Genomic DNA, 26,566 nt, shown 5'->3' with positions numbered 1-26,566 from the left:
TAAGATTGCTTACAAGGTTGTATCAAGAACAGAATTTTTCACCCAAGCTTGAAGAATAAACGAAGCACATTGATTTTAGATAGTTGTTTTAAATCATTTTGAGAAACTTGGAATCTCCACTTCTCTATATAAATGAGCTAATATTTTAAAGGTGAAAGTCTTGTAAATTAAGAAATATCACCGCTAACCAAAAAAAGTAAATAGTAAATAAATTTATTTTTAAGTTCAAAGTCAATAGTTATATTTTGATAACAAAGTTAGGTCTTAAATATATAAGATGTTATCAATTCAATATAGAACAACTGCGTTGTGTCAGGTCATGATACAGAACACCTTATCAAAATGTAAGGTGTTTAAAGCTGACATTAATATTGGCAATTTCCCCCTAGAATTTTAGAAATAGAGTGTTTTATAGTAAAAAAATTGATTCACTCAATTTAGGGGATTGAGGATTAGGTATTAGGTATTGGGAAAATTTTTCCTAGTCACTAACATCATTAATCCCTAGCCTCTAGTCTCAGACAAAAGGGGAATTCCGCCTAAAGGACTCGAAGCCTGCGTAAATCGGTATGGCCCGTGATGAGATGCCCAAAAGTATCTCGTTCATTCATGGGTGTTGGACTCACTTCCCAATTGGCTAGAGTACGGCAGAGTTATGACCCCCAGCATTACAGATTCGGCGGTGAAGGCTGCGGTAGCAGCTGTTGCTTCAGAGTCAGCCACAGCAGAGGAAAAAATCCAAATGCTGATTGAGATAGCACAGGGTTTTCAAAAAAAGCCCAAAGCTGCCCAAGACTTGCGGAATGCAGTTGGCTTATATTACCGGGCCTACGAAATGTGTGGTGAGGAGTATCCCCTATTGAAAGCCAGGGCCAAAGTGGGCATGGCGGGGACGTTACAGGCAATACCGGATGCTGATTACCAACTGTTGATGCAAGCTAAAGTCGGTTATGAAGAAGCATTACCGATTTTACAGCAATTAGCAACGCCCGAGGAAGTGGCAGAAACGCAGATGAATTTTGGGCTGGTGTTGCAGTCGCTAGTGCCATTCAATTTGGCGCGGATAACCGACAGCATCCAAGCTTATCATGAGGCGTTGCGGGTGTTTACTTGGGAAGATTACCCCCAAGAATACGCGATTTTGTATAACAATATTGCGATCGCTTACCTTTCTATGCCCCTAGCATCAGAACGGGAATACTTGCGTCAGGGGTTAGCTGTGCAATCATTTGAGGTGGCACTCAAGCATATTAATCTGATCGATCATCCCAGAGAATATGCGATGTTGCAAAACAATTTGGGTAACGCTTTGCAATATTTAGTAAGTTCCCATCCTGTGGAAAATAACTTACGTGCGATCGCAGCTTATGACGAAGCGCTAAAAGTGCGTAATCCCAAAGATACACCTTTAGAGTACGCTAACACAATTTCCAACAAAGCCAACGCTTTATTCAACTTACCAGACGACCCTAAAAAACCAGAAGCTGGTAATCCTCAAAATCTTTTGCAAGCCCGTATCTACTATCAAACTGCTTTAGAAATATTTACAGAATACCAACAAATTGCACAAGCAGAGGTAGTAGTCCAAGCATTACAAGATGTAGAAGCAGAAATGAAGGGTTAGGAGTTATGGGTTATGGATCTTAATTGATTCTTAACTCTTTACTTAAACAATGAGGAAAAAACAGCATGAGAGACATTTTAACAACGCCAACTGTGATAAATTTCCTCACAAGTTTAGCAGATGGCGATCTTAACATAGCAACAGAATTGGTGTGGTTAGTCATAGCAACAGCCTTGGCTATGGTTGGCGGTGCAATTGGTGGAATGCTATTAGCTGGTAAAGATATAGGATATCAACTTTCAGCAATGCTTGGTGCATTATTTGGCCCTGCGGGTGTAATTCCTGCCATCTTCTTAGGGCTTCTTGCTTTAAATTTCTTGACAAATTATTAGGAGAAAATATGTTAGAGCTAGGATGGTTATCTGCTAAGTTATTGTTTAAAGGAAAACTAATACGCAATCCAATATTTTTTGTCAAGCAAACTACTATTGGTATTGCCGTAGGTTTTTTACTAATCATGTTACTTGCACAAGCCCCCATTCCCTTCTACTTACCAATCATATTATCTAGCTTAGTGACGGGCATGATTATGCCGTTTCTCTTCAAGGATTTTAAAACGAAGTGAATTGTCATTGATAAACAACAAATCCCCAATGCTAATGACAAATGACGAATGACGAATGACAAATAACAAATGACAAATCTTGAAGAATTAATTCAGGAAATTAATCGTTTTGAGGCAATTATATCCGAGTGGGATGAAAGCCAACGGTGTGTAGCAGTAGGTCTAAAAAGAGCAATTGAAGCTTTGCATAAAGCTGCATTGACTAATTTGATTAAAAACCTAAAACAAGAATCAATGCCAGCTTTACGCCATGCTGTTGCAGATGAATTAGTGTATGCAGTGCTACTGTATCACGAGTTAGTAAAACCACCAAAACCTCCACTCTCACAACGCATTCAGACAGCCCTTGAAGAAGTTCGCCCAGGTTTAAAAAGCCATGATGGTGATGTAGAATTAGTGGCAATTAAGCCCCCAGATACAGTAGAAGTTAGATTAATCGGAACTTGCAGCAGTTGTCCAGCTTCTACCTTGACTTTATCTCAGGGAGTAGAACAAGCAATAAAAAACCATTGTCCTGAAATTACCAAAGTTGTTGCAGTCAATAATAGCCCTGCTGTTAACAACGCTAATTCTGGTTTAATCAGTCCATTCTCTACAAAAATAACTTGTACTTGGATGAAAGTAGCGACTCTTGATGAAGTTCCTGAATTTAGTGTAGTTGCAGTACAACTTGCTGGTACTTCGCTAATTTTACATCGTCAAGGCATTACAGTTAAATGTTACCGTAATGCTTGTACCCATCTAGGATCTCCTTTAGAAAAAGGTAAAGTTGAAAATGGTATTATTACCTGTCCTGCCCACGGATTCCAGTACAAATTAGAGACAGGTAAATGCTTAACCGTACCTGATGTTTCGCTTCAGTCGTATCCAGTCAAGGTTAAAGAAGATAAGGTTTTTGTGAAACTACAAAAATGATCATGCAAAAGTAAAATTTCAGCAAATATACTTGGTGATTAGTAAACCATGGCTAATTTGCTTTTTCATTTCAGTAGTTCGCGCATTCCTTTTAGTATTTTGTGCAAGTAAAATGCCCGAATGCTTTCTCAATATCCCTAAATTCATTCTCATTTGTGTAATTCAGGTATTGATTTTAGTGTTTTGAGAAAGTAAAAAGGCATATTACTTTCTCAAAAGGTCATTTGACTTATTCAAACCCCAGTTTGCTTATTCATTTTAGTGTTTTCCGCAAGCAAAATGAGCTTTTACTTATTCAAACTCCAGTTTGCTTACTCATTTTGGTGTTTTCCGCAAGCAAAATGAGCTTTTACTTACTCATTTTAGTGTTTTCCGCAAGCAAAATAAGCTTTTACTTTCTCAAACCCCAGTTTGCTTTCTCATTTCAGTAAATCGCGCACTCATGCCAAAGATTTGCTATGTAGCAAAAATTACTAAAGGTCAGATAGATTTTTTAAAATTTAGGGCTTACGCAAAATATTTCTAAAACTCTCATTTCTCTGTGTCCTCTGCGCCTCTGTGGTAGCCTGCGGCAAGCCGTTCGCGTAGCGTCTCGTAGAGAAGCGTCTACGTTATTCCCTAACTCATGCGTAAGCCCTAAAATTGATTAATACAGAAGTTGATTAAAGGTTTTAACTGAATTTGAAAAAGCATAATGCAAAACCGTTACTGTTGTTACATGCTAATCAACATTAATGTTTTTAAATAATTATCAGCCTCTATCTGCGGTTCATGGATATCCCAATCATAATTAATGCCATATCACAATTACCGCTAGAAGCAACAGAAAATCCTCAAGATTTACCTCTATCACCCCAAGGTGCAGAGGTAATTTTAGGTAACATTATTGAACCAGAACAATTAGTCATACCTGTAGCACCCAATTCCACAACAATGTTTGGGCCTCGTGGTGCTTGTTTGTTATCAGAAACTGGCCCATTATGGGTATCAGATACAGGACATCATCGATTATTAGGATGGCAAAATTTACCCACGAGAGATAGTCAACCGGCTGATTGGGTAATTGGACAACCTGACTTTTATCATGAAGGACAAAATGCTAAAACTACACCGGGAAGGGCAACCTTAAGTGTACCGACGGGGATTTGTGCTTGCGGCGAAGGGTTAGCTGTCGCAGATGCTTGGAATCATCGGGTTTTGATTTGGAAAAACTTACCAGAAGATAATAATGTTCCAGCAGATTTGGTGTTAGGGCAAGTTAATTTTACTGATAATGAACCAAATCAAGGCAATCAAAAAGCATCTGCTAGTACAATGCACTGGCCTTATGGTATTTTCTATCATCAAGGACGGCTATTTATTGCTGACACTGGTAATCGAAGACTATTAATTTGGCATCAATTACCAACAGAAAATGGTCAACCTGCTGATTTAGTTTTAGGGCAACCGGATATGATATCTCGCAATGAAAATGGCGGTGATTCTCCAACCGCAGCGAGTATGCGTTGGTGTCATGATATCGCCTTTTGGGGCGAAAATTTGGTTGTCAGCGATGCAGGTAATCACCGAGTAATGATTTGGCAGGGAATGCCAACAGAAAATAATGCTCCTTGTGCTGTGGTTTTAGGGCAAAAAAGCTTTGATTTTGTGGAAATGAATCAAGGAGTTTATTTGCCTAGTGCTAGTAGTTTGAGTATGCCTTATGGTGTGGCGGTGGCTGGTGATTGGTTAGTAGTTGCAGATACAGCTAATTCTCGTTTGTTAGGATGGAGAAAGCCAGAATCAATTTTATCACTGCAAGGTGTAATGGCAGATGGGTTGGCAGGACAAATAAATTTTCAAAGTAAAGGTGAAAATCGTAATTTCGGGCTGCCTAAACGAGATAGTTTAAATTGGTGTTATGGAATAAAAATTTGTGGCAATAGGTTGGTAATAGCTGATTCTGGAAATAACCGAATATTGCTGTGGCAGTTTAATTATGGAACTTTCAATAAATAAACGAACCACAGAGGCACAGAGAACACAGAGGAATGAAGAGAAGAAAGTTTTTTCGTCAGTTTTTGGGTATTTTTTTATTTGGAAGTCCCTATGCCGACTGAAGAAATTAGAGTTCGCGGTACTGTTCAGGGAGTAGGATTTCGCCCTACTGTATATCGTCTTGCTAAAGCCTGCGGTTTGTATGGAGATGTTTGTAATGATGGGCAAGGTGTATTAATTCGAGTATCTGGTAGTGAGGAAGCATTAACAGAATTTGTTGCCAGATTGCAAACAGAATGTCCACCGTTAGCAAAAATTAATCAGCTAACTAGAATTTCTTGCGAAGGTGAATTTAACTTTAACAATTTTGTGATTTCTAGTAGCGTTAATAATGCCATTAAAACAGAAATTGTCCCTGATGCAGCTACTTGTCCACAGTGCCAACAAGAAATATTTGACCCCTTTAGCCGCTTTTATCGCTACCCATTTACAAACTGCACTCATTGCGGCCCTCGCCTGAGTATTATTCGTGCGATTCCTTATGACAGAAGCAATACCAGTATGTCTGCGTTTGTTATATGTCCCGAATGTGTAAAGGAATACCACGATGTTGAAAACCGCCGTTTTCACGCCCAACCTGTAGCTTGTCATGTTTGCGGCCCCACAGCTTGGTTAGAACGCGCCGATGGTAAATCTGTTACTGCTTCCATGTTTTCCATGCTAGATGATGTGGATGCCGTTTGTACCTTGTTGCAAAAGGGTGAGATTGTCGCAATTAAAGGCTTAAGTGGTATTCATTTAGCTTGCGATGCAACTCAGGAAACCGTTGTACAAAAACTGCGTCAGCGCAAAAAGCGCTATCATAAACCCTTTGCTTTAATGGCGCGGGATATTGAAATAATTGAACAATATTGTACTGTCAACGCTAAAGAAAAAGAATTATTGACAAGTTCTGCTGCACCAATTGTTTTACTACAAGCAACAGGTAAAAAACTTGTAGCACCATCGGTAGCATCAGGGCAAAATACTCTTGGTTTCATGCTACCTTATACACCCTTACATCATTTAATTCTGCGGCGGATGAATCGCCCAATTATTTTAACAAGTGGTAATCTTGCCGATGAACCACAATGTATTGATAACGACGAAGCAAGAGAAAAATTAGGGACAATTGCTGATTATTTTCTCTTTCACAATCGAGAGATTATTAATCGGGTAGATGATTCTGTTGTGCGTGTTATCGGTGATAAAGTCCAAACAATTCGCCGTGCTAGAGGATATGCACCAGCATCGATTAACTTACCGCCAGGATTTGACAATGTGCCGCAAATTTTAGCAATGGGTAGTGAGTTAAAAAATACTTTTTGCTTATTGCGTGAACGAGAAGCGATTCTATCTCAACATCTGGGAGATTTAGAAAATGCTGCGGCTTTCAATGCTTACCAAGAGACTTTAAACTTATACTTGAATTTATTTGAACATAACCCAGAAGTAATCGCTATTGACAAACATCCTGAATATCTTTCCAGCAAACTTGGTAAAGAACTTGCAGACACAAATCAAATTCTAATTCATCAAATCCAACATCATCACGCCCATATTGCTGCTTGTATGGCAGAAAATGCGATTCCTTTAAATTCACCTCCAGTATTAGGTATTGCTTTAGATGGTTTAGGTTACGGTGATGATGGTACACTCTGGGGCGGAGAATTTCTTTTAGCAGATTATCGGAAATTTCAGCGACTAGCAACATTTAAACCAGTAGCAATGATTGGTGGTGAACAAGCAATTTATCAGCCTTGGCGTAATACCTACGCCCAATTAATAGCTGCTAACCTTTGGGATGATTGCCAACAACAGTATGCTGATTTAGAAATCGTAAAATTGCTGAATAAAAAACCACTAAAGCTACTAAATCAACTTATGGAGAAAAAAATTAACTCTCCTCCAGCTTCTTCAGTGGGGCGGTTGTTCGATGCAGTAGCGGCGGCTATCGGTATTTGCCCTGAAGAATGTAGCTATGAAGGACAAGCTGCGATCGCAATGGAAGCTATAGTAGATGTTAGCAGCTTAAATAATGATAAAGAAACGCTAATATATCCTTTTAGTTTTAGCTTTTCAGATAGTATTTACTGTATAGACTCACGCCCAATGTGGCAAGCCTTACTCGATGACTTGCAACAGCAGATTCCCCAACCAGTTATAGCTGCCAGATTTCACAAAGGTTTAGCTAATGCGATTGTGGAAATGGTTAAACATCTTTGTGAAGAAAATCCGATTCATCAAGTAGCTTTAACAGGAGGAGTCTTTCAAAATTGTATAGTGTTAGAGCAAGTTACCAAAGGATTAGAAACAGTGGGAATAAAAATACTTACTCACAGCTTAGTTCCAGCTAATGACGGCGGATTATCTCTAGGACAAGCAGTGATTGCAGCCGCACAATTCATACATGGGTCTTGATTTTTAAAAAAACTCACAAATAATTCTCTCTGTGTTCTCCGCGCCTCTGCGGTTAGTTTATCTTAAAAAAAATGTGTTTAGGAATCCCCGGACAAATTGTAGAAATTACCAACGTTAACCATAAATTAGCCCTAGTTAACATTGGTGGTGTGAAGCGCGAAGTAAATATTGCTTGTATTGTTGATGAACAACATCCTCCCGAAGCTTGTATTGGCGACTGGGTGCTAGTCCATGTTGGCTTTGCCATGAATCGAATTAACGAACAAGAAGCAGCAGAAACATTACAACTATTCCAAGAATTAGCAGCAGCACAAGCAGGGGTTAATACTTATACCAATTCTGTATGAAGATGTGCCTATAGTGTAAAAAATAAAGAACGAACCGCCAAGAACGCCAAGTACGCCAAGAAATAAGAAATTAAGAGCAGCTTCACAAAGAAATAATATCAAATAATAGACATTTCTTGTCTCACGTAAAGAAAGGGTTTAAAACTCACCTCTTTCTTCCTTGGCGTTCTTGGCGTCTTGGCGGTTCGTAAAAAACTCCCTACCACAAAAGCGAAATTAACTATTCCCAAATCCCCATGAAATATGTTGACGAATTCCGCGAACCAGAAAAAGCTGAAGCCATCCGCCGCGAAATCACCAAATTAAGCCACCAGCTAGAAAAACCCATCAAAATCATGGAAGTATGCGGCGGACATACCCATTCTATATTTAAATACGGTATCGAAGAAATATTACCCCAAACCATCGAACTGATTCATGGGCCTGGTTGTCCAGTATGCGTTATGCCAAAAGGGAGATTAGATGATGCGATCGCAATCTCTCAAAATCATAACGTCATTTTTGCCACCTTTGGCGACGCAATGCGAGTTCCCGGTTCCAAAACTACTTTACTGCAAGCCAGGGCACAAGGTGCAGACATCCGTATGGTGTACTCTCCCTTAGATAGCCTGCAAATTGCCAGAGATAACCCCGACAAAGAAGTAGTCTTCTTCGCATTAGGCTTTGAAACCACAGCCCCCAGCACCGCCTTTACCATCTTGCAAGCAGCAGCCGAAAAAATTCCTAACTTTAGTATGTTTTCCAATCACGTCCTCGTGATTCCCGCCCTCAAAGCACTATTAGATAATCCCGACTTGCAACTAGATGGATTTGTTGGCCCTGGTCATGTCAGTATGGTAATTGGCAGTGACCCATACCAATTTATTTCTCAACAATATAATAAGCCAATTGTTGTCTCAGGATTTGAACCCTTAGATATTCTCCAATCAATTTGGATGCTATTGCAACAGCTAGTAGAAAATCGTTGCGAAGTTGAAAATCAATATAACCGAATTGTCCAAAAATCTGGAAATACAGTAGCCCTGCAAGCCATAAATAAAGTTTTCGCCGTGCGAGATAGTTTTGATTGGCGCGGCTTAGGTGACATTCCCTATTCAGGATTACAAATCAAACCTGAATATGCCCAATTTGATGCCGAACTTAAATTTACCATTCCGAATCTCAAAGTAGCCGACCATAAAGCTTGTAAATGTGGAGAAATTCTCAAAGGAGTCTTAAAACCTTGGGAGTGTAAAGTATTCGGTACAGCTTGCACACCAGAAACACCAATCGGTACTTGCATGGTATCTTCCGAAGGCGCTTGTGCAGCCTATTACAAATATGGACGACTCTCCACAATTGCCAAAAGAACAATCACCCCAAAACCAAAAATAACTCAAGAACCTCTCCCCGCCTGCGGCTTCTCCTCAGAATAATACTCAGCGTACCTCTGCGCTTCCCTCTGCGTCCCTTTGCGTTTAAAAAAAATTTAATATGAATTTCCCCCCCACAAACCCAATCCAAAAAATAGAAAAAGTCCGCCGCCGCCAAAAGAAAGTACAAGACACTCATATCACTCTCGCACATGGTAGCGGTGGTAAAGCCATGCGCGATTTAATAGACGATATCTTTGTCAGCAATTTTGATAACCCAATTCTCTCACAACTAGAAGACCAAGCCAGCTTAAACTTAGCCAGTCTCATGCAGCAAGGAGACAGACTCGCCTTTACCACAGATTCTTATGTTGTAGACCCGTTATTTTTCCCCGGTAGTGATATAGGAGAACTAGCTATAAACGGCACAGTTAATGATTTAGCTGTCAGTGGCGCTAAACCTTTATATTTAACTTGTAGCGTAATTTTAGAAGAAGGATTACCTGTAGAAACCTTACGCCGTGTTGCAAATAGTATGAAAGCAGCCGCAGAAAAAGCTGGTATTCAAATTGTCACTGGTGACACAAAAGTTGTACATCGTGGTGCTGCCGATAAACTCTTTATTAACACTGCTGGTATTGGTATTATCCCGCGAGGAGTTAGTATTTCCGCCCAGAATATTCAACCTGGAGATGTCGTAATAATTAATGGTGAAATAGGCAATCATGGTACAGCAATCTTAATTGCCCGTGGCGAGTTAGCCTTAGATACTAATATTGAAAGTGATTGTCAGCCGTTGCATAGTTTAGTAGAAACTATTCTCCAAGTATGTCCACAAGTTCATGCTATGCGAGATGCTACACGCGGTGGTTTAGCCACAGTATTAAATGAATTTGCCCTCAGTTCTAATGTGGGAATTCGTCTTTTTGAAGAATCTATCCCAGTGCGTGAAGAAGTCAACGGAGTTTGTGAAATTCTCGGTTTAGACCCATTGTATTTAGCTAATGAAGGTAAGTTAGTTGTAGTGGTTCCCAAAGAGAATGCTGACAACGTTTTATCAGCTATGAAATCCCACCCAGCAGGTAAAGATGCTTGTATTATTGGCGAAGTTCTTTCTTCACCCCCAGGTATAGTTTTGTTAAAAACAGTTTTTGGTGCTGAAAGAATTGTTGATATGTTAGTAGGCGACCAATTACCACGAATTTGTTAATAGATTTTATAGTATGCACGAATTTGGAATTACCCAAAATATTGTGGCAATTGTGACTGAAAATGCCAAAGGCGCAAAAGTGCAACGAGTTTTATTAGAAATTGGCAAACTTTCGGCCATTATGCCCGATGCTATCCGATTTTGTTTTGATATTTGCACTCAAGGCACAGTTTTAGAAGGGGCGACATTAGAAATTTTAGAAATTCCCGGTTTAGGGCGATGTTGCCAATGCGGTGCAGAAGTTTATTTAGATAAACCATTTGGAATTTGTAATTGCGGTAGCGTACAATTAGATTTAATTACTGGTGAAGAACTTAAAATTAAAGAAATAGAAATCGAGGAATTATGTGTGTAACCTGCGGTTGTTCTGATGATGGCGAAATAAAAATTACAAATTTAGAAACAGATAAAGCGGAACATAATCATACTCACACTTTACCAGATGGAACTGTCATCACTCACTCCCACAGTCATGACACTCATATAGAAGCACCTCAAATTCATGCCAAAATCCACAATACAACCATATCTTTAGAGCAAGATATATTAGCAAAAAATAATCTTCTAGCTGCCCAAAATCGGGGATGGTTTAAAGGTCGAAATATTCTCGCTTTAAATTTAATGAGTTCTCCCGGTGCTGGGAAAACAACTCTTTTGACGCGAACTATCAATGATTTAAAACATCAATTATCTATTAGTGTCATTGAAGGCGACCAAGAAACTGCTAACGATGCTAAAAGAATTAAAGAAACAGGTTCTAAAGTTATCCAAATCAACACCGGAACAGGCTGTCATTTAGATGCCTCAATGATAGAAAGAGGTTTACAACAACTGAATCCACCATTGAATTCTGTTGTAATGATTGAAAATGTCGGAAATTTAGTTTGTCCAGCCTTATTTGATTTAGGAGAACAGGCAAAAGTCGTGATTCTCTCAGTTACAGAGGGAGAAGATAAGCCACTAAAATACCCGCATATATTCCGTGCTAGTAACATCATGATTCTCACCAAAATTGATTTGCTGCCTTATGTAGATTTTGATGTTCAAAAGTGCATAGATTATGCTAGACAAATAAATCCCCAAATTCAGATTTTTCAGGTTTCTGCAACTTCTAACACTGGCTTAGAGAAGTGGTATGCGTGGCTAATTGAAAACTTAAAAAATTGTCAGCATTAATCTCTTACTGCTTGAAGGATACGTAATTTTTTTAACGAACGGCATACTCCTACGGAGAAGCAAGCTACGCGCAGCGTCTCGTTAGAGAAGGACGCAAAGGAAGAGAAAGATAATTTTAAAAACCTATTATCACAAAATTAAGTCACTGAATTACAAAATACCTCTGTGGGTTAATGAAAACTGGAAGTATTTTTGCAAGATAAGAGATGCATACTGCCATTTTCCTATCTGTGCGTAAATCCTCATGGCTAAAGTTGAAGAATTGAAACCCCAGCAACTCTCCGAAACAGACCTGAAACCACGAGGGAGAGTTTATCCAAGTCCTATCAGTTGGCGCGACCAGTTTTTGTACCAATTGGTATTAGATAGATTCAGTGACGACAATGAAAATCAAAGGGAGCTTTTTGACCACACCAATCTTGCAAAATTCCAGGTTAAGGATAAAGCCAACTGGATGGCAGCAGGGACAAATTTTGTTGGTGGTACTCTTAAAGGAATTAAGAGTAAATTAGATTACTTGCAGCGATTGGGAGTAACAACGCTGTGGATTAATCCACCTTGGCAACAACATTCTAATTTAGAAGATTACCATAGCGATCGCATTCAAGAATTTTTAGATGTTGACCCCCACTTTGGAACCCGTCAAGATTTAAGAGATTTGATTGATGCTGCCCACGATCGCAGGATGTATGTCATCCTCGATGTAATATACAACCAGAGTGCTGATAACTGGTTTAACAGAAATGATGTAATTGCAGCTTTAGCCAGAGTTTATCAATATTGGATTGCTCTTTCTGACTGCGATGGCTTGCGGATAGATAGCCTCAAGCACGTTTCTCCAGAAGATTCCCGCAAATTCTGCACAGCTATTCGTGAATACGCCGAATCTATCGGTAAGGACAACTTTTTACTGACTGGGGAAATAACCTCCGGTAGTATGGCTGGTGCTTACATAGACATTATTGCTCGCAACCTTACTGCTGTATTAGACAGCGTACAAACCCCTAATGAATTGGCTGCATTCGCAAAAGGGCTAGTACACCCTAAGCAATTTTTCGATTTGTATAGCGAAAACAATCTCGCTGGAGAATACCGCCAAATTGGGACATATCATGTCTCCATCTTGGATGACGATACTAATAAGCAGCGATTTGCCGCATACAGTAATGTACCTAATCTTTATGAGCAAGTTGCTCATGCTGTCGGTGTGCAATTAACCATGCCAGGAATCCCTGCTATTTATTATGGAACAGAGCAGGCTTTTGATGGGAATGAAGGTTATCACGATTACAGCATAGAAGGCGGAAAGTTTGCAGAAGATAGATATATCAAAGAAGCAATGTTTGGCGGTACTTTTGGCGCATTTCAAACAGCAGACTGTCATTTTTTCGATATCGACCATCCTACCTATTTGCGGATAGCTGCGATCGCGCGGATTCGCAACAGTCACGATAAAATTGGCAAAGCATTGCGCCGTGGACATCACTATCTACGCGAAACATCCTTTTATGACTCCCCCTTCTCGATTCCCGGACAAGGCGAATTAGTTGCTTGGTCACAAGTGCTATTTGACACAGAAGTGTTGATGGTGCTGAATACCAATGGCTTAGAAAATCGCGGTGCAGAAGTGACAGTAGATACTTATATGCATCCTCAAGACTCGGAAATGACTTTTTTATATAAAAGTGATTGGAGCGATGCTGATTTACGTAATCCACGGCAGATTCAAAGTGTAGCTGTGCAACATCATAACGACCGTCGTGCAACTGTGCGAATTGATTTGCCTCCTTCAGGAATGGCGATTTTGGCGTAAGCAAACACTAGCTTTTGGGCAAAGCTTAGGGATAAAAAACCAGTTTAAACTTATCAATTTTACCAAAAGCTTTGCCCCTGGAATTAATAAATATCTCCGTTCTAATTTTTATTATCTACAGGTCGGCAGCGCATAGACTCTGAGTTATTTGAAATAATAAGAAAACAAGGATTGTATTGTAACTCTTCTAAAATTGCAACACCCTGCACTTTAGAAGTACAGGGTGTAAAACAACTATATTTTGTGTGATTCCCAATTCTGGCCTATTTACCTCAAAGCCAATCTCGATAAGCAGATATTTCATTTACGCTGATTTCAAACGGCTTTCCTTTACCGAATGGCGGATAAACGCGGATTTTGCCATTGCTAGCAAACCGCTCTAACCTATTACCCAACTGGGGAATATTGCTGACAATATGCCAGTAAGATACTAAGTCAGGGCAATCAATAATTAATGTGAGGATGCTAGCATTTGTGGTGAGATACCACTGACAATTAGATAACAGTACTCGCGTAATGCGATCGCAAGCTAGATAAAAGCATCTACCAGTAGACTGTTCTAGCTCCATCTGCAACATTCCATCCTCTTTAGTTACCTCAGTTGGAGGTAAATCATCGGGAGGAAGCAGGTATAGTTTAGAAGACATAATTTCGCACCTCTTGGTTGTAGCGCGTCAAACTCTCCAAGTTTTTTTGCAAATCCGCAGACGAGGGTTTGAGCGCTAACGTACCTAAATTTAATTCGTCTTGAAATTTCTTGATTTTGTCTCGACAAGTCTCCACATCACCGATAATTGAATTCTCAATCAAATAATCTTCGTCGAAACAAATGTTTGTGCGGTCAAATGGTTTTTGGTTGGGATTTGCACTATTTTGCAATACTTCAGCCGTATTAGCTTTCATTTTTTGACTAAATTTTCGGATGAAAGGCAATGCCTCACTCACTGCTTCATCAAATGTTTTGCCAACATAAAAAAAGCGTGCCAGCACGAAGTTTTCTGCACCACTAGAATTTAAGGCTCGATATTTAGCAACAGTATCTTTCAATCTGTGTAGGGAGAATGGCGGCCCACCCATCAAGCTGAAGGAATGTTTAGCAGCAAACTCGATACCATCATCGCCGCCAGTGGCAACATACACGGGTATTTGACTCTGCAATGGTTTTGGGTAAATTGTTAAGCGATCGCATTGATAATACTTGCCATTAAATGATACATCAGTTTCATATAACAACTTGTGAATCAGTGCGATCGCTTCTAGCATCTTGGGACGGGCTTCACTTGGGAGTGTCGCAAAATGTTTATTTTGTTGGGGAAAGGGGCCACCTTTAGCAACTCCAAATAATAATCGTCCATTGCACAGGTTATCCAGAGTGGCGATATCTTCCGCTACCCGAATCGGGTTATGGAATGGCAGTAACACCGCCGCAGTGCCCAATTCGATAGTTGAAGTCAATCCCGCCAAGTGTGCCATCAACAGCAACATAGACGGGCTGAGATTGGATTCACTAAAATGATGCTCACTCACCCAGGCTGACTCAAAACCCAAGCTTTCTGCCTGTTTTATCAGCGCGACTTGCTCAGAAATGGCACGACGAGCATCTTGGTGATGATTATCGTAATTGCAGAAAATTCCAGTTTTCATTACTTGCGTTAATACTTTGTGCTGGCTATTCTAGTGGTTAATAGGTTTGTAGTAAGCACTTTAGTCCTTTAATGATTTGAGGACTAAAGTCTTCACTACAAACACCTTTACTCCTCTCCATTAATCCGATCAAAGACTAATTTGCAACCCACTGCAACTCCAACCATAGCCGTGGGTTATTGTGTTTGATGTTCGACATCGGATCGCGCAATAATCGCTTGGCATTCATGCAAACTACCTGCACTAGACCCATGTTGTCTGCTACTTCTCTGAGTATTTCTTTATGAGCTTGCACACAGGAAATCATTTCGGCAGAGCAATAAATTCCTATATATTGCAAGCGTCTAGCAGGTCGTCCCCAAAAACAGGTGATGACTTTCACATAACACCCGTCTAGTAATTCCCCAACTTTTGGGTAGTAGTCATTGAGGACTCTTGTGAATTCTTTGGCTAAGATATCTTCAGCAATCATTGGAACTGATATTTCTGTAGCGTCCATCACGCTATTTAATATAACATAATTTTATCAATTAAATATGACAAAATACCTTACGATGCTTAAATAAAATATTAAATATTACATAAAAAAAGAGGTGTACCTTATTTGGTATCACCTCCGATTTGCGTAAAGCATCTTTATATTTTGAATATCTCGATCGCAACTATCAATGCAAAACCAACCTCTGTGGAGTAGTTTTTGAGTCAGCGTGTAAGATTAACCGCGATTTCTCATCGACAGGGATAGATGCTCCCAAATACTCTGATATCAAAAATCATGAATTCAAATAAAATGTATTTAATTAGCACATTTCAAGATTGAATTCTAAATGTTGAATTTTTAATTATTATCGAGCATTGCGTTCACAAACTAATACCTCTGCTATGATATCTGGCACATTTACAAAATCTGTGAATCCTTCAGAACCACGGATTGGTGATATAAATGTATAGTTGGGATCGCAAGCTCCAGTGTCATATACTTGAATAAACCATCTATCGGGAAATCCTTCTACACCTAATTCCACAGTGTACCAACTCTCGCCAATCAGACGAGAGTTAAAGATTGTGAACCACTCCCGATTCTCTTCTGAAATATTCCAATCTGCCATCAGCAGTTCTAAAGCAATTTGTCCTGCATCCGTTGAAGTCAACAACATTTTTACTCCTTATTGGCAACTTCAGGATTTTCAACTTCAGTATTGGTAACTTCTGGGTATAAACCCAATTCTTTAGCTAGCTCACGCGCCACAAAAAATAAAAATTTGGCACCATCTTGATTGCCTTCATGGGCAAACATGGTTGCTACTTGTAACATTGTTTCTACGAAACCAGAATCAATCAATTCTGGCTTAGATTCTAAAACTTCTGGTTCCTGACCATTAGGGCATTTGAGTAATTCATCAATCAGGTTAAAATACAATTGCTGGCGTTGTTCTGACATGGTAATTTGGTTGATTTTAGTGAGTTACTTGGAAATTGGTCACTGTTCGATACTTTGTTGCCACAGTCTTTCCAACATTTCAACTTGTTCTTTTAAAACAGTTGCACGATGTACAAGATATCTGTCGTAAAATAGAATTCCTAACCCAATACAAATAGGGGTTAACAAGAAGAACCATTGCAAGATAGCGGCAAATTTATATTGTTCAGCAACAGTCAGCATTTGATTAATCACATTACGGTCAGAGGATTGAATGCTAGTCTGAGGGGAATGTGTAACCTCTGTCTGGGGAGCCAAGTCGGGAGCATTTTTAGTAGTCTTGTTAACTTCGTAGGCTAAATTCTGGGATTTTACTAAATCCAGATGTCGCTCCCAAACTATGCCAAATACTACTAGTTCTGGAGAAAGCACTGCTAAAATAACTACGCAAACTGTAAGAACATTTAAAAGTTTGGCTTTCATCTTGGCTCTCCCTTGCTAGGTAGTATGCACCCAGTAAGAAAATATCTTTTGCTGTTTATCTGAAACAGTTTTGATATTAAAATATGTGTAAACGGTAATTGTCACAATTGTTAGCTGTCAGTTGGTTTTCTAATTATCACTGACTACTGACCACTGAAAAGTTACTAACATTTTTGCAAAACGTAGGATTATTCAATCAGAAAGAACACATTTAGATTCTTGAATTTGGTTTCATCTTGCTCTCAAAAGGGAGATTAAGAAGTCCCCCCTAGTTCACTCAGCTTTCGCTCAGGAATGTTGGGGGGTAGAGGGGAATCTCTGCGTAAATCCTATACGATTTATATCAGTCCCTCTCCACAAAACAGTTTACCCTAGCCCTGTTAAGATTATTAAATTCATTAGAATAGTACTCAAAGGCTGTAATCCTCATCTGATAAGTCTTATAAAAAAATATTGGGGTATGGGTGCTAGTGTTTTTGAGACGGGGTGCTAGTGTTTTTGAAGTGGGGTTCTGGTGTTTTTGTACTCAACCTAAAAGCAATGTAGGTAAAGCTTTAGAACTGTTTTCAATGTAAGTTTTAAGGGAAAAATCTGCACTCAAAAGTAAATATCGATGTCTCTTGATAAAGATAAACTAATAAATTCAGAAAATCCATTAAATATTTTCAACTTAAGTTATATTTCCCTAACAAATAGAAAATGATAATAAAAATTATTCATATATACAGAATTATAAAAATTGATCTTAGCCTAAGAGACAACAGTCAGCAATTCCAAATGGTAAAATAAAAGAATGGCAAGCTAGACATCTGCTGAAGTGAGAATCAATGAGAGCTTTGGATAAAAGTTCTTTCTAAACTTTCAGATTTTGTGGTTTAGTTAGAATAGATAGTATATGCACTCATTGGCACTAAACTGCGAATTAAATACACAAAAGCTTATTGTTATAAGTAAATACTCTGTACTAAGATTTAGAATTTTAGGAGTTAAATAATGCGGATTGCTCAAGATATAACAGAACTGATTGGACGAACTCCTTTAGTTCAACTGAACAAGATTCCTCAAGCTGAGGGAGTAGTAGCAAGGATAGTTGTCAAATTAGAAGGCATGAACCCAGCAGCTTCGGTGAAAGACCGCATTGGTTTAAGTATGGTACTTTCAGCAGAAGCGGCTGGCTCAATTCAGCCTGGAAAAACTATTTTAGTTGAGCCTACTTCAGGTAATACAGGAATTGCTCTAGCGATGGTAGCAGCAGCACGTGGCTACCGTTTAATTTTGACAATGCCTGAGACGATGAGCCAAGAACGACGCGCTATGTTGAGAGCTTATGGCGCGTCTTTAGAATTGACACCAGGCGCGGAAGGAATGCGGGGAGCGATTCGCAAAGCCGAAGAGATTGTGGCTAATACTCCTGATGCTTTTATGCTGCAACAGTTCCGTAACCCTGCCAATCCTAAAATTCACCAGGAAACTACCGCCGAAGAAATTTGGACAGATACAGACGGAGAAGTAGATATTGTCATTGCTGGGGTAGGTACTGGTGGGACGATTACCGGGATTGCAGAGGTAATTAAAAGTCGCAAGAAGACTTTTAAGGCGATCGCAGTTGAACCCAGCAACAGCCCAGTTCTCTCAGGTGGTGAAGCCGGGCCACACAGAATTCAAGGTATTGGTGCCGGATTTATCCCCGATGTTCTCCGCCTAGAATTGGTTGATGAAGTAATTAGAGTCAGCGATGAACAAGCGATCGCTTACGGGCGACGTTTAGCAAAAGAAGAAGGCTTATTATCTGGAATATCCTCTGGTGCAGCTTTGTGTGCTGCCATTCAAGTAGGTAAACGTCCAGAAAATGCCGGACGTTTAATCGTGATGATTCAGCCTTCCTTCGGCGAACGTTATCTCAGCACCCCCATGTTTCAAGACTTGGCCTTAGAACCTGCTGGCGTGCGTTAAAGAGAGTGGGGAGTGTGGGGAGTGTGGGGATTGGGGGGAGAAATTGAATAACTGCATATCAACAAATGCTGCATTGCCTCCCACACCTCCCACACCTCCCACACCCTTCCAGCAAGGAGGTTTCAGCTTTTCAAGCGTGCCGGGTATAACCCTTGTAGAGACGTAGCATTGCTGCGTCTCTACTGTTATGTCTAATGTTTACAGCCGCCTTCCTTATGGTGTTGATGGCTATGATCTTTACCGTGGGAACAGTTTTGCAAATCTTGCTTCAAAAGCTTGTCGCTGATTTCTTGCAAGGATTCATCTACAGCTTGTAAGCCAATCCAAGTATCAATCTTTTGGACATCAAATCCTACTTCGCGGCGATCGCCTACTTCCAACAAAGGACGGCGAATTAGCAGTGGTTCTTTCAGCATCAGCGCCAAAGCGGTTTGTTCATCGACTTTTTCAGGAACCACCTCACCAGATTTTATCTTGGGGGCGGAAAGATTAAACCATTCGACTACGGGGCGATCGCCAAAAAATGAGCGCAACCGTTCAGCTGTCCAAGGTTCTTTTAGCAGGTTCTGTGGTATCACCTCATGACCAGCAGCTGTTAGCAAAACTTTTTGCTTAACTCCACCTTTACAGCCTGGTTTGCTATAGAAAATTACCTTTGCCATGCAACTATCTCCTAATTACTCTTTAGCACTAAAGCGCCAACTACGAACCGATGAAATTAAAAATTCCTAGCTTTATGGCTAACTAAGTCAAACTCAAACCTCTCATTCGGATCAGTTTCGCCATAAATATTAAAAGTCACAGTTGGTTCATCACCCACTGCTTCTACACTGTGAATTGCATCGGGAGTAAAGCTAATAATGTCTCCTGGGGATAGAGTTACTTCTCCCGTTGCTTCAATTTTGTCCTGAAATTCTGGGCTATTGGTGCGTCGCCAAAAAGTATTTTTCTCCTGACCTTTTAGCACCGCCACGATTCCCCATGTTCCATGATTATGAATGTTTGAACGGGTTCCCGGTGCAAATGTTACTGTTTGCACTGTTAAGGGAAAACCCAATTCATCATATAGGAGTAAAACAGAGGTTCCCGTTTGGGGGGAAGGCTCTAAATTCTGACTTTGTACCCAGTAGGAATTTACAATCAAGCGCCTTACAAGCATCCGAATTTCTGGTAGACAATTGGTTTCATTGTCACTGCCATTGAGAACATCTTCCACCTCAGTTAAAAACCGATAAAGGCGGTAATTTTCTCTCAATAAATCCCAGGCTCTTACAGATTTACAGGCTTGATGTTGACCGTCCCCTGTTAGCAGCCAATCCCTACCTTTCATAACTTTTAAATTGATAGCTGAGAAGATTGGATCACAATGATCGGTGAGACATTAGGAATATTACCATTACCTACAGGAGCTTTAGTAGGTATGGTAATCACAGGGAAGATAGAGTTACTATCGGTAGCTGCTCCTAATAGAGAATAGGATTTAGTAGATAACCAATTGTTCATGATTTTCACCTTGACTTTTCATTGCTGACTAATTAATCGTCTTCTTCTGCTGGACGTGTCAAAATATCGAGCAGAATCCCAGAACCAAAATCATTCTTGTCGTCTATCTGTTTGACTCTGGTGCTGATTTCTTTTGCTTGCTCAATTTCTCCTAACTTCGCTAGTACTAATCCAGAAGCAGCATAAGCATTTAAGTACAATCGAATTTGTGGGTCTTCTTTGCGATTGACTAATATAGGCTGAAGTTGCTCCCAGTCATCAGGAAATTTCTCTAGTTCTTTAATTTTATCTAATAATTTGACTGTTGTTTGTAATGCAAGAGAATAATTATTTTTATAATAGAAAAATCTATATGCTGCTACCAAGACATCTGTATTTTCACCAGTCTGGGCTAATGCTTGTTGAATATATTTTTCGGATTCTGATGTATTTTCCCAATTTTGTGCAGCTAAAATTAATAGGTTTTTGATGTCATCTGGAACCTGGAACCATGAGAATTTGTTTGTATTAGCTTGCATATTGTATTGGGGAATGGGGAATAGGGAATGGGGAATGGGGAATGGGAAATGGGGAAGAATAATTAATAACCAATGCCCAATGCCCCATGCCCAAGTTAAAACAAAGTCAGAACGTACACCAAGGTGAATAATACAATCCAAATAATGTCTACGAAGTGCCAGTAAATTTCTGTCATTTCGATAAAAGTATGATTGGTTGCAGAATATTCACCAGGGAGACGCGATCGCCACAATGCGCGTAATATCAATAACAGTCCGACAAAAACGTGCAAACCGTGGAACCCGGTCATGATATAAAAGCAGTTGGCGAAGACGTTGGTAGTCAGTCCGTATCCTAATGTTGAATACTCATAAACCTGACCACCTAAGAAAATTGCCCCCATGATTGCGGTAATTGCGTACCATAGTTGCATTCCCTTGACGTTATTCTTTTTAATCGCCGTATCACCGAAGTGAATCACGAAACTACTAGACACCAGAATAATGGTGTTAATCGTCGGTACAAGTAGTTCTACTTCACTCCCTTCTGGAGGCCAAACTGGTGTAATACCTCGGAAAAACAAGTAAGTGGCAAAAAATCCGCCAAACATCAGGGATTCAGAGGCGAGGAACGTCAACAGCCCCCAAACTCTTAAATCGGGATGTTCTTCGTGTTCTGCACTGTGATCTTCACTTGTGGTTGTAGCTATAGTCATAGATTTTTTGACAATATTACCTACATCTGTTGTGGAAACTTAAATAAAGAATGAAATCTGAATCAGCAAAATTTCCATTCTTTAGCCAAAATCCTTGTTTAGCCAAACTCTTCACTTGTTCAGGAATTCTCAAAATTCCGAGTTCCGTTTATTGAATTCGGGCATCCGTTTATTGAATTCGGGCATCCGTTTATTGAATTCGGGTATCCGTTTATTGAATTCGGGCATCCGTTTATTGAATTCGGGTGTCCGTTTATTGAATTCGGGCACTCGTTTATTGAATTCGGGCGTTCGTGTTCCAAGCCAATACAGTTCAGTTAAGCATCTCTTTCTTCTCTCTGCGTTCTCTGCGCCTTGGCGGTTCGTAAAAAAAATGACTTTGGTAACAGAGTTTTAGCCTTAACTGAACCGTATTGAGTTCCAAGCTTGGAGTTTCGAGTTCCCAAATCTAATGACTAGAAGTTTCAGTGGCTTTAAGTGCGATCGCAATACTGAATTTAGCAACTAAGCACTAGCTTCCGGTGTTGCAGATGGCTGTACTTCAGTACTATGACCATGACCGTAGTCATAAGGCCCATGAGTCACAACCGGCAACACTTCCCAGTTTTCAATTGCGGGTGGTGAGCTAGTTGTCCATTCTAAAGTCAAAGCTTGCCAAGGATTATCACCAGCCAAAGGCCCTTTCAACCAACTGTAGATCATGTTGATAGCAAAAGGAATTACCGATATTCCCAAAACAATTGAACCAAAGGTACAAAGTTGATTGAGGTCGATAAATTGGGGGTCATACATTGCCACCCGTCTAGGCATTCCTTTCAAACCCAACTCGTGCATGGGTAAAAAGGTCAGATTTGTGCCGATGAAGGTAAGGGCGAAATGAATCCGTCCCAAGCTTTCATTCAACATTCGTCCGGTCATTTTGGGGAACCAGTGATAAATACCGGCGTAGATGCCAAACACGGAACCGCCAAACAGAACGTAATGGAAATGTCCGACAACATAATATGTGTCATGGACGTGAACATCAAAAGGCGCTGTTCCCATCGTTACACCACTTAAGCCGCCCATGACAAACATGGACAACAAACCAATGGCGAAAAGCATCGCACCGGTGAAGCGGATTTTACCACCCCAAAGGGTAGCAACCCAGGCAAAAATCTTTACGCCAGTGGGAACTGCAACGATGAGAGTGGAGATAGTGAAGAACATCCGCATCCAGCCGGGTGTCCCACTGGTAAACATATGGTGTACCCAAACGAACAAACCCACAACGCAAATGGCTACGCTAGAATAAGCGATCGCTTTATAACCAAAAATCGGCTTGCGGGAGTGAACTGGAATTACCTCCGACATGATGCCGAAGATAGGCAGAATCATCAAATATACTGCCGGGTGAGAATAAAACCAGAATAAGTGTTGATAAATTACAACGTTACCGCCTGCATCTGGTTTAAAGAAGGAAGTGCCAAAGTTGAGGTCAAACAACAGCAGAACTAAACCAGCTGCTAATACAGGTGTGGAGAGAAGTGCTAGAATGGAGGTTGCCAAGATTGCCCAGCAGAATAGGGGTACTTGATCCCATTTCATGCTAGGAACCTTCATCATCAAAATGGTGATTACGAAGTTCAGCGAACCCAAAATTGAAGAAGTTCCCACCAAAACGATCGCAAGTATCCACATAGTTTGAGCGATTGGCGCTGTCACCAAACTCAAAGGTGGATAAGCTGTCCAACCAGATTGCGAACCGCCAAAAATGAAACTACCTAATATGAGTAATCCGGCTGGTGGGTTTAACCAAAAGGCGATCGCGTTTAGCTTCGGAAACGCCATATCCCTAGCACCAACCATCAACGGCACTAAATAGTTACCAAATCCGCCAATAGCGCTAGGAACAATCCACAGGAAGATCATAATCGTCCCGTGATTGGTCATGAAAGCGTTATACAAATTGGGGTCGAGTACATCTGATTCTGGTGTTGCTAATTCCACCCGCAGAGCGATCGCCATCAGTCCGCCGATGAGATAGAAGACAAACGCCGTCACTAGGTATTGAATACCAATAACCTTGTGGTCAACATTAAATGTAAAATAATCTTGCCATTTCCACGCCTTCGGATGAGAGGTGTGGCCAGCCACCATTTCCGGTTTCTTTCCTTCTGGTGGAGTATTCCGTGGAAATTCTACCTGCGTCATATTTTTATCCTTTGTCCTTTGTCATTTGTCTTTTGTCCTTTGTCTTTTGTCCGTTGTCATTCGTCAGTTGTCATTCGTCAGTTACCAATAACTAATGACCAATGACTAATGACCAATGACTAATGACTAATGACCAATGACCAATGACTCTAGAGTTGCTGCACTGATTCCCATGTCATGGGTGTGGGGTGCAAGAAACTCTGATGTTGATAAGTCGGCTGGATTAACTGCAACGACTTGATTGAGGTTTTGCTGTTGAGCAATCTGGTTTTCTGTCCGCCAGCTTTCATATTCTTCCGGTGTGTGGACAATTACCTCTGTCCGCATTGAACCGTGATAACCACCGCACAACTCAGCACAAACTACGGGATATGTACCAGGCTTGGTGGCAACAAATCGTAGTTCGGTAGGGATACCGGGAAGTGCATCTTGCTTCAAGCGAAAGTTTGGAACCCAAAATGAATGAATTACATCTTGCGCTGAAAGATTGAGTTGCACATCAGCACCGACAGGTATGTGCAATTCCCCAGAGGTAATGCCACTATCGGGGTAATTAAATATCCAGGCATACTGTATGCCTTTGACATCAACAACTAAATCGGCTGGTTTGTTTAGGGTTTGAGGAGACGCGCCAATTCCGATTGTCGGGGCGATCGCTGGAGCAGCTGTTGCTTCAGAGGTATCGCTAAGTGTAGCTGCAAGAGCGGTTCCCGACTTATGAGCAACATGAGCGGCTGAATGAGGATGACCCGCAGGCTCAAAGCCGCCCATTTGGTTAAAAACATCTACACTGTAGATGCCCAAACCGAGGACAATCACTGTGGGAATTGCTGTCCAAAAGATTTCTAAGGGAACGTTACCTTCTATTGGTAAACCATCGGTATCATCACCGCGACGGCGACGAAACTTCACCAAAAAAATCAGAATAGTTCCTTCTACCACCAAGAAGAGTGCGATCGCAATGGTAAACATGACGTTGAAAAAACCGTCTACCAAAGGCGCTTGTAGCGATGCCTGCATCGGCATGAGAGTGTGGTTGTGACCGATCCAAATGCTGATTGCTGTAACTACTATCCCAGCAACCAGAGTCCATAGTGATACAGGAACTTGTTGCATACATGCTACCTGCTTTGTAAACAGTCTTTTATCGGTACTGGGAATTGGGAATTGGTAATTGGGAATTGGTAATTGTTATCTATTCCCTATTTCCCATTCCCCATTCCCCATTTCCTTTTCACTTATTAACTTTCTAACGTGCAGCCATAAAAAAAGGGGGAAAATTCCAGATTTTTTCCATATCCTTCCCCCAAAAAATTACAAATTATATTTCAACTCCTATGAAAAAGTTAGCCCCCTGCTTTCAAAAAAGCTAGTTGTTCCAAGAGGGCACTGTTGACCTAATATTGATTAGGCTATATTAGCAGCAAGTTTAATTTTGTTAATAGCTAACATTTTACGATTTACGGATTTGTTTACTGTGAACTATTTATTAGTTACAGTAAATACTTAGTATTCCCCTCAAGTTACCTTGCCTAGCGCATTTTCGCTTTTTACAAACAGTGCCTCCTTGAATTAACAACAATTTTGGCTAACTTCAAATACCTTAATTATTTACTACAACATGGGTGTAGCAATTCTTCGGACAAATCCGGGAACACGCTTCACAACCAATACAGTTTTCTGGAGAAGTAACTGCCATTACTTTCCGTTCAATTTCTTCATCATCTTCGTCTTCTACAAATTCGCCTTCTTCATTGAGTGCCTTCAAACCAAGCACGTTGTATCCGCACACTTTAACGCATCTGCCACAGCCGATACATTTATCTTTGTCAATTTCCTGAGCAAATTTTGGTGTCCAAGTCTTTCCACCAAATGTCAAACCTGTTAGTTGCGCCATGAATAAATCCTCGGCCTTTTTGCCTATTAATCTGTTTGTGCATTAATCATCATATTATCCTAATCTTTTCTTTTTTTGTATTCAAAACTCACTTTTTTGTCATAAAAATTCGATGGTTTTGAACACAATGAGAAATCATTTTTTAAACCATAAACAGATGCAAGTTATTGCCAATAATAATTGGTAATGCTTAAAATTCTCTCGTTCTTCTGATCCCTATGGAAAAACATTTATTGAGTCTCTGGATGGAAGCAGTAGCCCCTAATCAGCCACTCCCATGCAAAGCATAGAAAGGATAGACGCATAAATTACAGCTTTGAAACCTACCCTTGTCGGCAAAGGCTTATGTAAATGCAAGTAAATTTCAAATACTTTTAGCTTTAGACAAATAAATCTAGATAAACAGTATACATATATACAAAATTAAATGTTCTTTAATTACATTTTAATATGTGCAATATGTATTTTACAAAGCAACAACTTGCAGTTTAATTTGATTCAACTATTTATATAAATGATGACAAAATAATTACTGCTTTTCGATTTAAATAAATATAATGAGTTTATGAAGGAAACATAATCATTTTATAAAGCAACTGTGATTTTTATGGCAGAATACGATCATGCCTTAAATATTAAAATTATTAATAAATCAGATGAAATTCAATTGCACTAGGCTTAAATATGTTCTCAAAACACTTTATGGTTAAAGTAAAAATGTTCATTCAATACGTAATTAAATGAAGATTAAGATATCTTTCTAAGCTCGGCACGAACAAATTAATCATTTTTTTCATGAAATGTATAGTTAATAAATAAGT

Annotated in this window: 27 protein-coding genes; 13 read left to right on the top strand and 14 right to left on the bottom strand. The window is 40.0% G+C overall.

The window, feature by feature from the left end:
- Nucleotides 1–655: 655 nt before the first annotated feature.
- The 12 genes from V7K69_RS18550 to V7K69_RS18495 all read left to right on the top strand — a co-directional run bounded on the left by V7K69_RS18550 (nucleotide 656) and on the right by V7K69_RS18495 (nucleotide 13,439).
- The gene (locus V7K69_RS18550; protein WP_335036879.1) at nucleotides 656–1,624 is read left to right on the top strand and encodes a hypothetical protein; all 969 of its coding nucleotides are present in this window, start codon (nucleotides 656–658) and stop codon (nucleotides 1,622–1,624) included.
- A gap of 65 nt (nucleotides 1,625–1,689) precedes the next feature.
- Nucleotides 1,690–1,956: a hypothetical protein gene (locus V7K69_RS18545; RefSeq protein WP_335036877.1), complete on the top strand. Its 267-nt coding sequence runs from the start codon at nucleotides 1,690–1,692 to the stop codon at nucleotides 1,954–1,956.
- An 8-nt stretch (nucleotides 1,957–1,964) separates the two neighbouring features.
- Entirely contained in the window at nucleotides 1,965–2,189 is a 225-nt protein-coding gene (locus V7K69_RS18540) for a hypothetical protein (protein WP_335036875.1), read from the top strand.
- 69 nt (nucleotides 2,190–2,258) lie between these two features.
- Nucleotides 2,259–3,104 (top strand): NifU family protein, encoded by an 846-nt coding sequence (locus V7K69_RS18535; RefSeq protein ID WP_335036873.1) that lies wholly within the window; start codon nucleotides 2,259–2,261, stop codon nucleotides 3,102–3,104.
- A gap of 771 nt (nucleotides 3,105–3,875) precedes the next feature.
- The gene (locus V7K69_RS18530; RefSeq protein ID WP_335036871.1) at nucleotides 3,876–5,102 is read left to right on the top strand and encodes a hypothetical protein; all 1,227 of its coding nucleotides are present in this window, start codon (nucleotides 3,876–3,878) and stop codon (nucleotides 5,100–5,102) included.
- Nucleotides 5,103–5,192: 90 nt separating this feature from the next.
- Nucleotides 5,193–7,541 (top strand): carbamoyltransferase HypF, encoded by a 2,349-nt coding sequence (gene hypF / locus V7K69_RS18525; protein ID WP_335036869.1) that lies wholly within the window; start codon nucleotides 5,193–5,195, stop codon nucleotides 7,539–7,541.
- 71 nt (nucleotides 7,542–7,612) lie between these two features.
- Entirely contained in the window at nucleotides 7,613–7,888 is a 276-nt protein-coding gene (locus V7K69_RS18520) for a HypC/HybG/HupF family hydrogenase formation chaperone (RefSeq protein ID WP_335036867.1), read from the top strand.
- Nucleotides 7,889–8,124: 236 nt separating this feature from the next.
- Nucleotides 8,125–9,303: a hydrogenase formation protein HypD gene (hypD, locus tag V7K69_RS18515; RefSeq protein ID WP_335036865.1), complete on the top strand. Its 1,179-nt coding sequence runs from the start codon at nucleotides 8,125–8,127 to the stop codon at nucleotides 9,301–9,303.
- Between the two features lie 58 nt (nucleotides 9,304–9,361).
- Nucleotides 9,362–10,450 carry a hydrogenase expression/formation protein HypE gene (gene hypE, locus V7K69_RS18510; protein ID WP_335036863.1) on the top strand — a complete coding sequence of 363 codons (1,089 nt, stop codon included), beginning with the start codon at nucleotides 9,362–9,364 and terminating at the stop codon, nucleotides 10,448–10,450.
- A 13-nt stretch (nucleotides 10,451–10,463) separates the two neighbouring features.
- Entirely contained in the window at nucleotides 10,464–10,805 is a 342-nt protein-coding gene (locus tag V7K69_RS18505) for a hydrogenase maturation nickel metallochaperone HypA/HybF (RefSeq protein ID WP_335036861.1), read from the top strand.
- Complete coding sequence (gene hypB / locus V7K69_RS18500; protein ID WP_335036859.1) at nucleotides 10,796–11,626, top strand: hydrogenase nickel incorporation protein HypB; 831 nt, start codon at nucleotides 10,796–10,798, stop codon at nucleotides 11,624–11,626. The genes V7K69_RS18505 and hypB overlap by 10 nt, the downstream gene beginning before the upstream one ends.
- A gap of 244 nt (nucleotides 11,627–11,870) precedes the next feature.
- Nucleotides 11,871–13,439 carry an alpha-amylase family glycosyl hydrolase gene (locus V7K69_RS18495; protein ID WP_335036857.1) on the top strand — a complete coding sequence of 523 codons (1,569 nt, stop codon included), beginning with the start codon at nucleotides 11,871–11,873 and terminating at the stop codon, nucleotides 13,437–13,439.
- Nucleotides 13,440–13,711: 272 nt separating this feature from the next.
- Here V7K69_RS18495 and V7K69_RS18490 read toward each other — a convergent pair whose 3' ends face one another.
- The 6 genes from V7K69_RS18490 to V7K69_RS18465 all read right to left on the bottom strand — a co-directional run bounded on the left by V7K69_RS18490 (nucleotide 13,712) and on the right by V7K69_RS18465 (nucleotide 16,986).
- Nucleotides 13,712–14,086, bottom strand: coding sequence for a hypothetical protein (locus tag V7K69_RS18490; protein WP_335036855.1), 375 nt, complete (start codon nucleotides 14,084–14,086; stop codon nucleotides 13,712–13,714).
- Nucleotides 14,076–15,083, bottom strand: a complete 1,008-nt coding sequence (locus tag V7K69_RS18485; RefSeq protein ID WP_335036853.1) for an LLM class flavin-dependent oxidoreductase — start codon at nucleotides 15,081–15,083, stop codon at nucleotides 14,076–14,078. The genes V7K69_RS18490 and V7K69_RS18485 overlap by 11 nt, the downstream gene beginning before the upstream one ends.
- A gap of 136 nt (nucleotides 15,084–15,219) precedes the next feature.
- Nucleotides 15,220–15,582: a hypothetical protein gene (locus tag V7K69_RS18480; protein ID WP_335036851.1), complete on the bottom strand. Its 363-nt coding sequence runs from the start codon at nucleotides 15,580–15,582 to the stop codon at nucleotides 15,220–15,222.
- A 346-nt stretch (nucleotides 15,583–15,928) separates the two neighbouring features.
- The gene (locus V7K69_RS18475; protein ID WP_012407155.1) at nucleotides 15,929–16,240 is read right to left on the bottom strand and encodes a hypothetical protein; all 312 of its coding nucleotides are present in this window, start codon (nucleotides 16,238–16,240) and stop codon (nucleotides 15,929–15,931) included.
- Between the two features lie 2 nt (nucleotides 16,241–16,242).
- Complete coding sequence (locus tag V7K69_RS18470; RefSeq protein ID WP_335036849.1) at nucleotides 16,243–16,524, bottom strand: hypothetical protein; 282 nt, start codon at nucleotides 16,522–16,524, stop codon at nucleotides 16,243–16,245.
- Nucleotides 16,525–16,563: 39 nt separating this feature from the next.
- A complete protein-coding gene (locus V7K69_RS18465; RefSeq protein WP_335036846.1) occupies nucleotides 16,564–16,986 on the bottom strand; it encodes a hypothetical protein in 423 nt (140 codons plus the stop codon).
- A gap of 993 nt (nucleotides 16,987–17,979) precedes the next feature.
- On the opposite strand from V7K69_RS18465, the gene cysK reads away from it, so the two are divergent.
- Complete coding sequence (gene cysK, locus V7K69_RS18460) at nucleotides 17,980–18,939, top strand: cysteine synthase A (RefSeq protein WP_335036844.1); 960 nt, start codon at nucleotides 17,980–17,982, stop codon at nucleotides 18,937–18,939.
- 191 nt (nucleotides 18,940–19,130) lie between these two features.
- Here cysK and V7K69_RS18455 read toward each other — a convergent pair whose 3' ends face one another.
- From V7K69_RS18455 to fdxB, 8 genes are all read right to left on the bottom strand, one after another.
- Complete coding sequence (locus V7K69_RS18455) at nucleotides 19,131–19,601, bottom strand: ArsC/Spx/MgsR family protein (protein WP_335036842.1); 471 nt, start codon at nucleotides 19,599–19,601, stop codon at nucleotides 19,131–19,133.
- Nucleotides 19,602–19,657: 56 nt separating this feature from the next.
- The gene (locus tag V7K69_RS18450) at nucleotides 19,658–20,269 is read right to left on the bottom strand and encodes an AraC family ligand binding domain-containing protein (protein WP_335036840.1); all 612 of its coding nucleotides are present in this window, start codon (nucleotides 20,267–20,269) and stop codon (nucleotides 19,658–19,660) included.
- A 5-nt stretch (nucleotides 20,270–20,274) separates the two neighbouring features.
- Nucleotides 20,275–20,442: a hypothetical protein gene (locus tag V7K69_RS18445; protein WP_190932600.1), complete on the bottom strand. Its 168-nt coding sequence runs from the start codon at nucleotides 20,440–20,442 to the stop codon at nucleotides 20,275–20,277.
- Between the two features lie 32 nt (nucleotides 20,443–20,474).
- Nucleotides 20,475–20,960, bottom strand: a complete 486-nt coding sequence (locus V7K69_RS18440) for a hypothetical protein (protein ID WP_335036837.1) — start codon at nucleotides 20,958–20,960, stop codon at nucleotides 20,475–20,477.
- Between the two features lie 95 nt (nucleotides 20,961–21,055).
- A complete protein-coding gene (locus V7K69_RS18435) occupies nucleotides 21,056–21,655 on the bottom strand; it encodes a cytochrome c oxidase subunit 3 (protein WP_335036835.1) in 600 nt (199 codons plus the stop codon).
- Between the two features lie 504 nt (nucleotides 21,656–22,159).
- Nucleotides 22,160–23,848, bottom strand: coding sequence for a cytochrome c oxidase subunit I (gene ctaD, locus V7K69_RS18430; RefSeq protein WP_335036833.1), 1,689 nt, complete (start codon nucleotides 23,846–23,848; stop codon nucleotides 22,160–22,162).
- A gap of 126 nt (nucleotides 23,849–23,974) precedes the next feature.
- Nucleotides 23,975–24,964, bottom strand: coding sequence for a cytochrome c oxidase subunit II (locus tag V7K69_RS18425; RefSeq protein ID WP_335036831.1), 990 nt, complete (start codon nucleotides 24,962–24,964; stop codon nucleotides 23,975–23,977).
- 487 nt (nucleotides 24,965–25,451) lie between these two features.
- Complete coding sequence (gene fdxB, locus V7K69_RS18420; RefSeq protein WP_335036828.1) at nucleotides 25,452–25,745, bottom strand: ferredoxin III, nif-specific; 294 nt, start codon at nucleotides 25,743–25,745, stop codon at nucleotides 25,452–25,454.
- Nucleotides 25,746–26,566 lie beyond the last annotated feature (821 nt).

The organism is Nostoc sp. (assembly GCF_036917775.1).
In the GTDB taxonomy this organism is placed as follows: domain Bacteria; phylum Cyanobacteriota; class Cyanobacteriia; order Cyanobacteriales; family Nostocaceae; genus Nostoc.
This window is presented reverse-complemented; position numbering and strand designations above follow the sequence as displayed.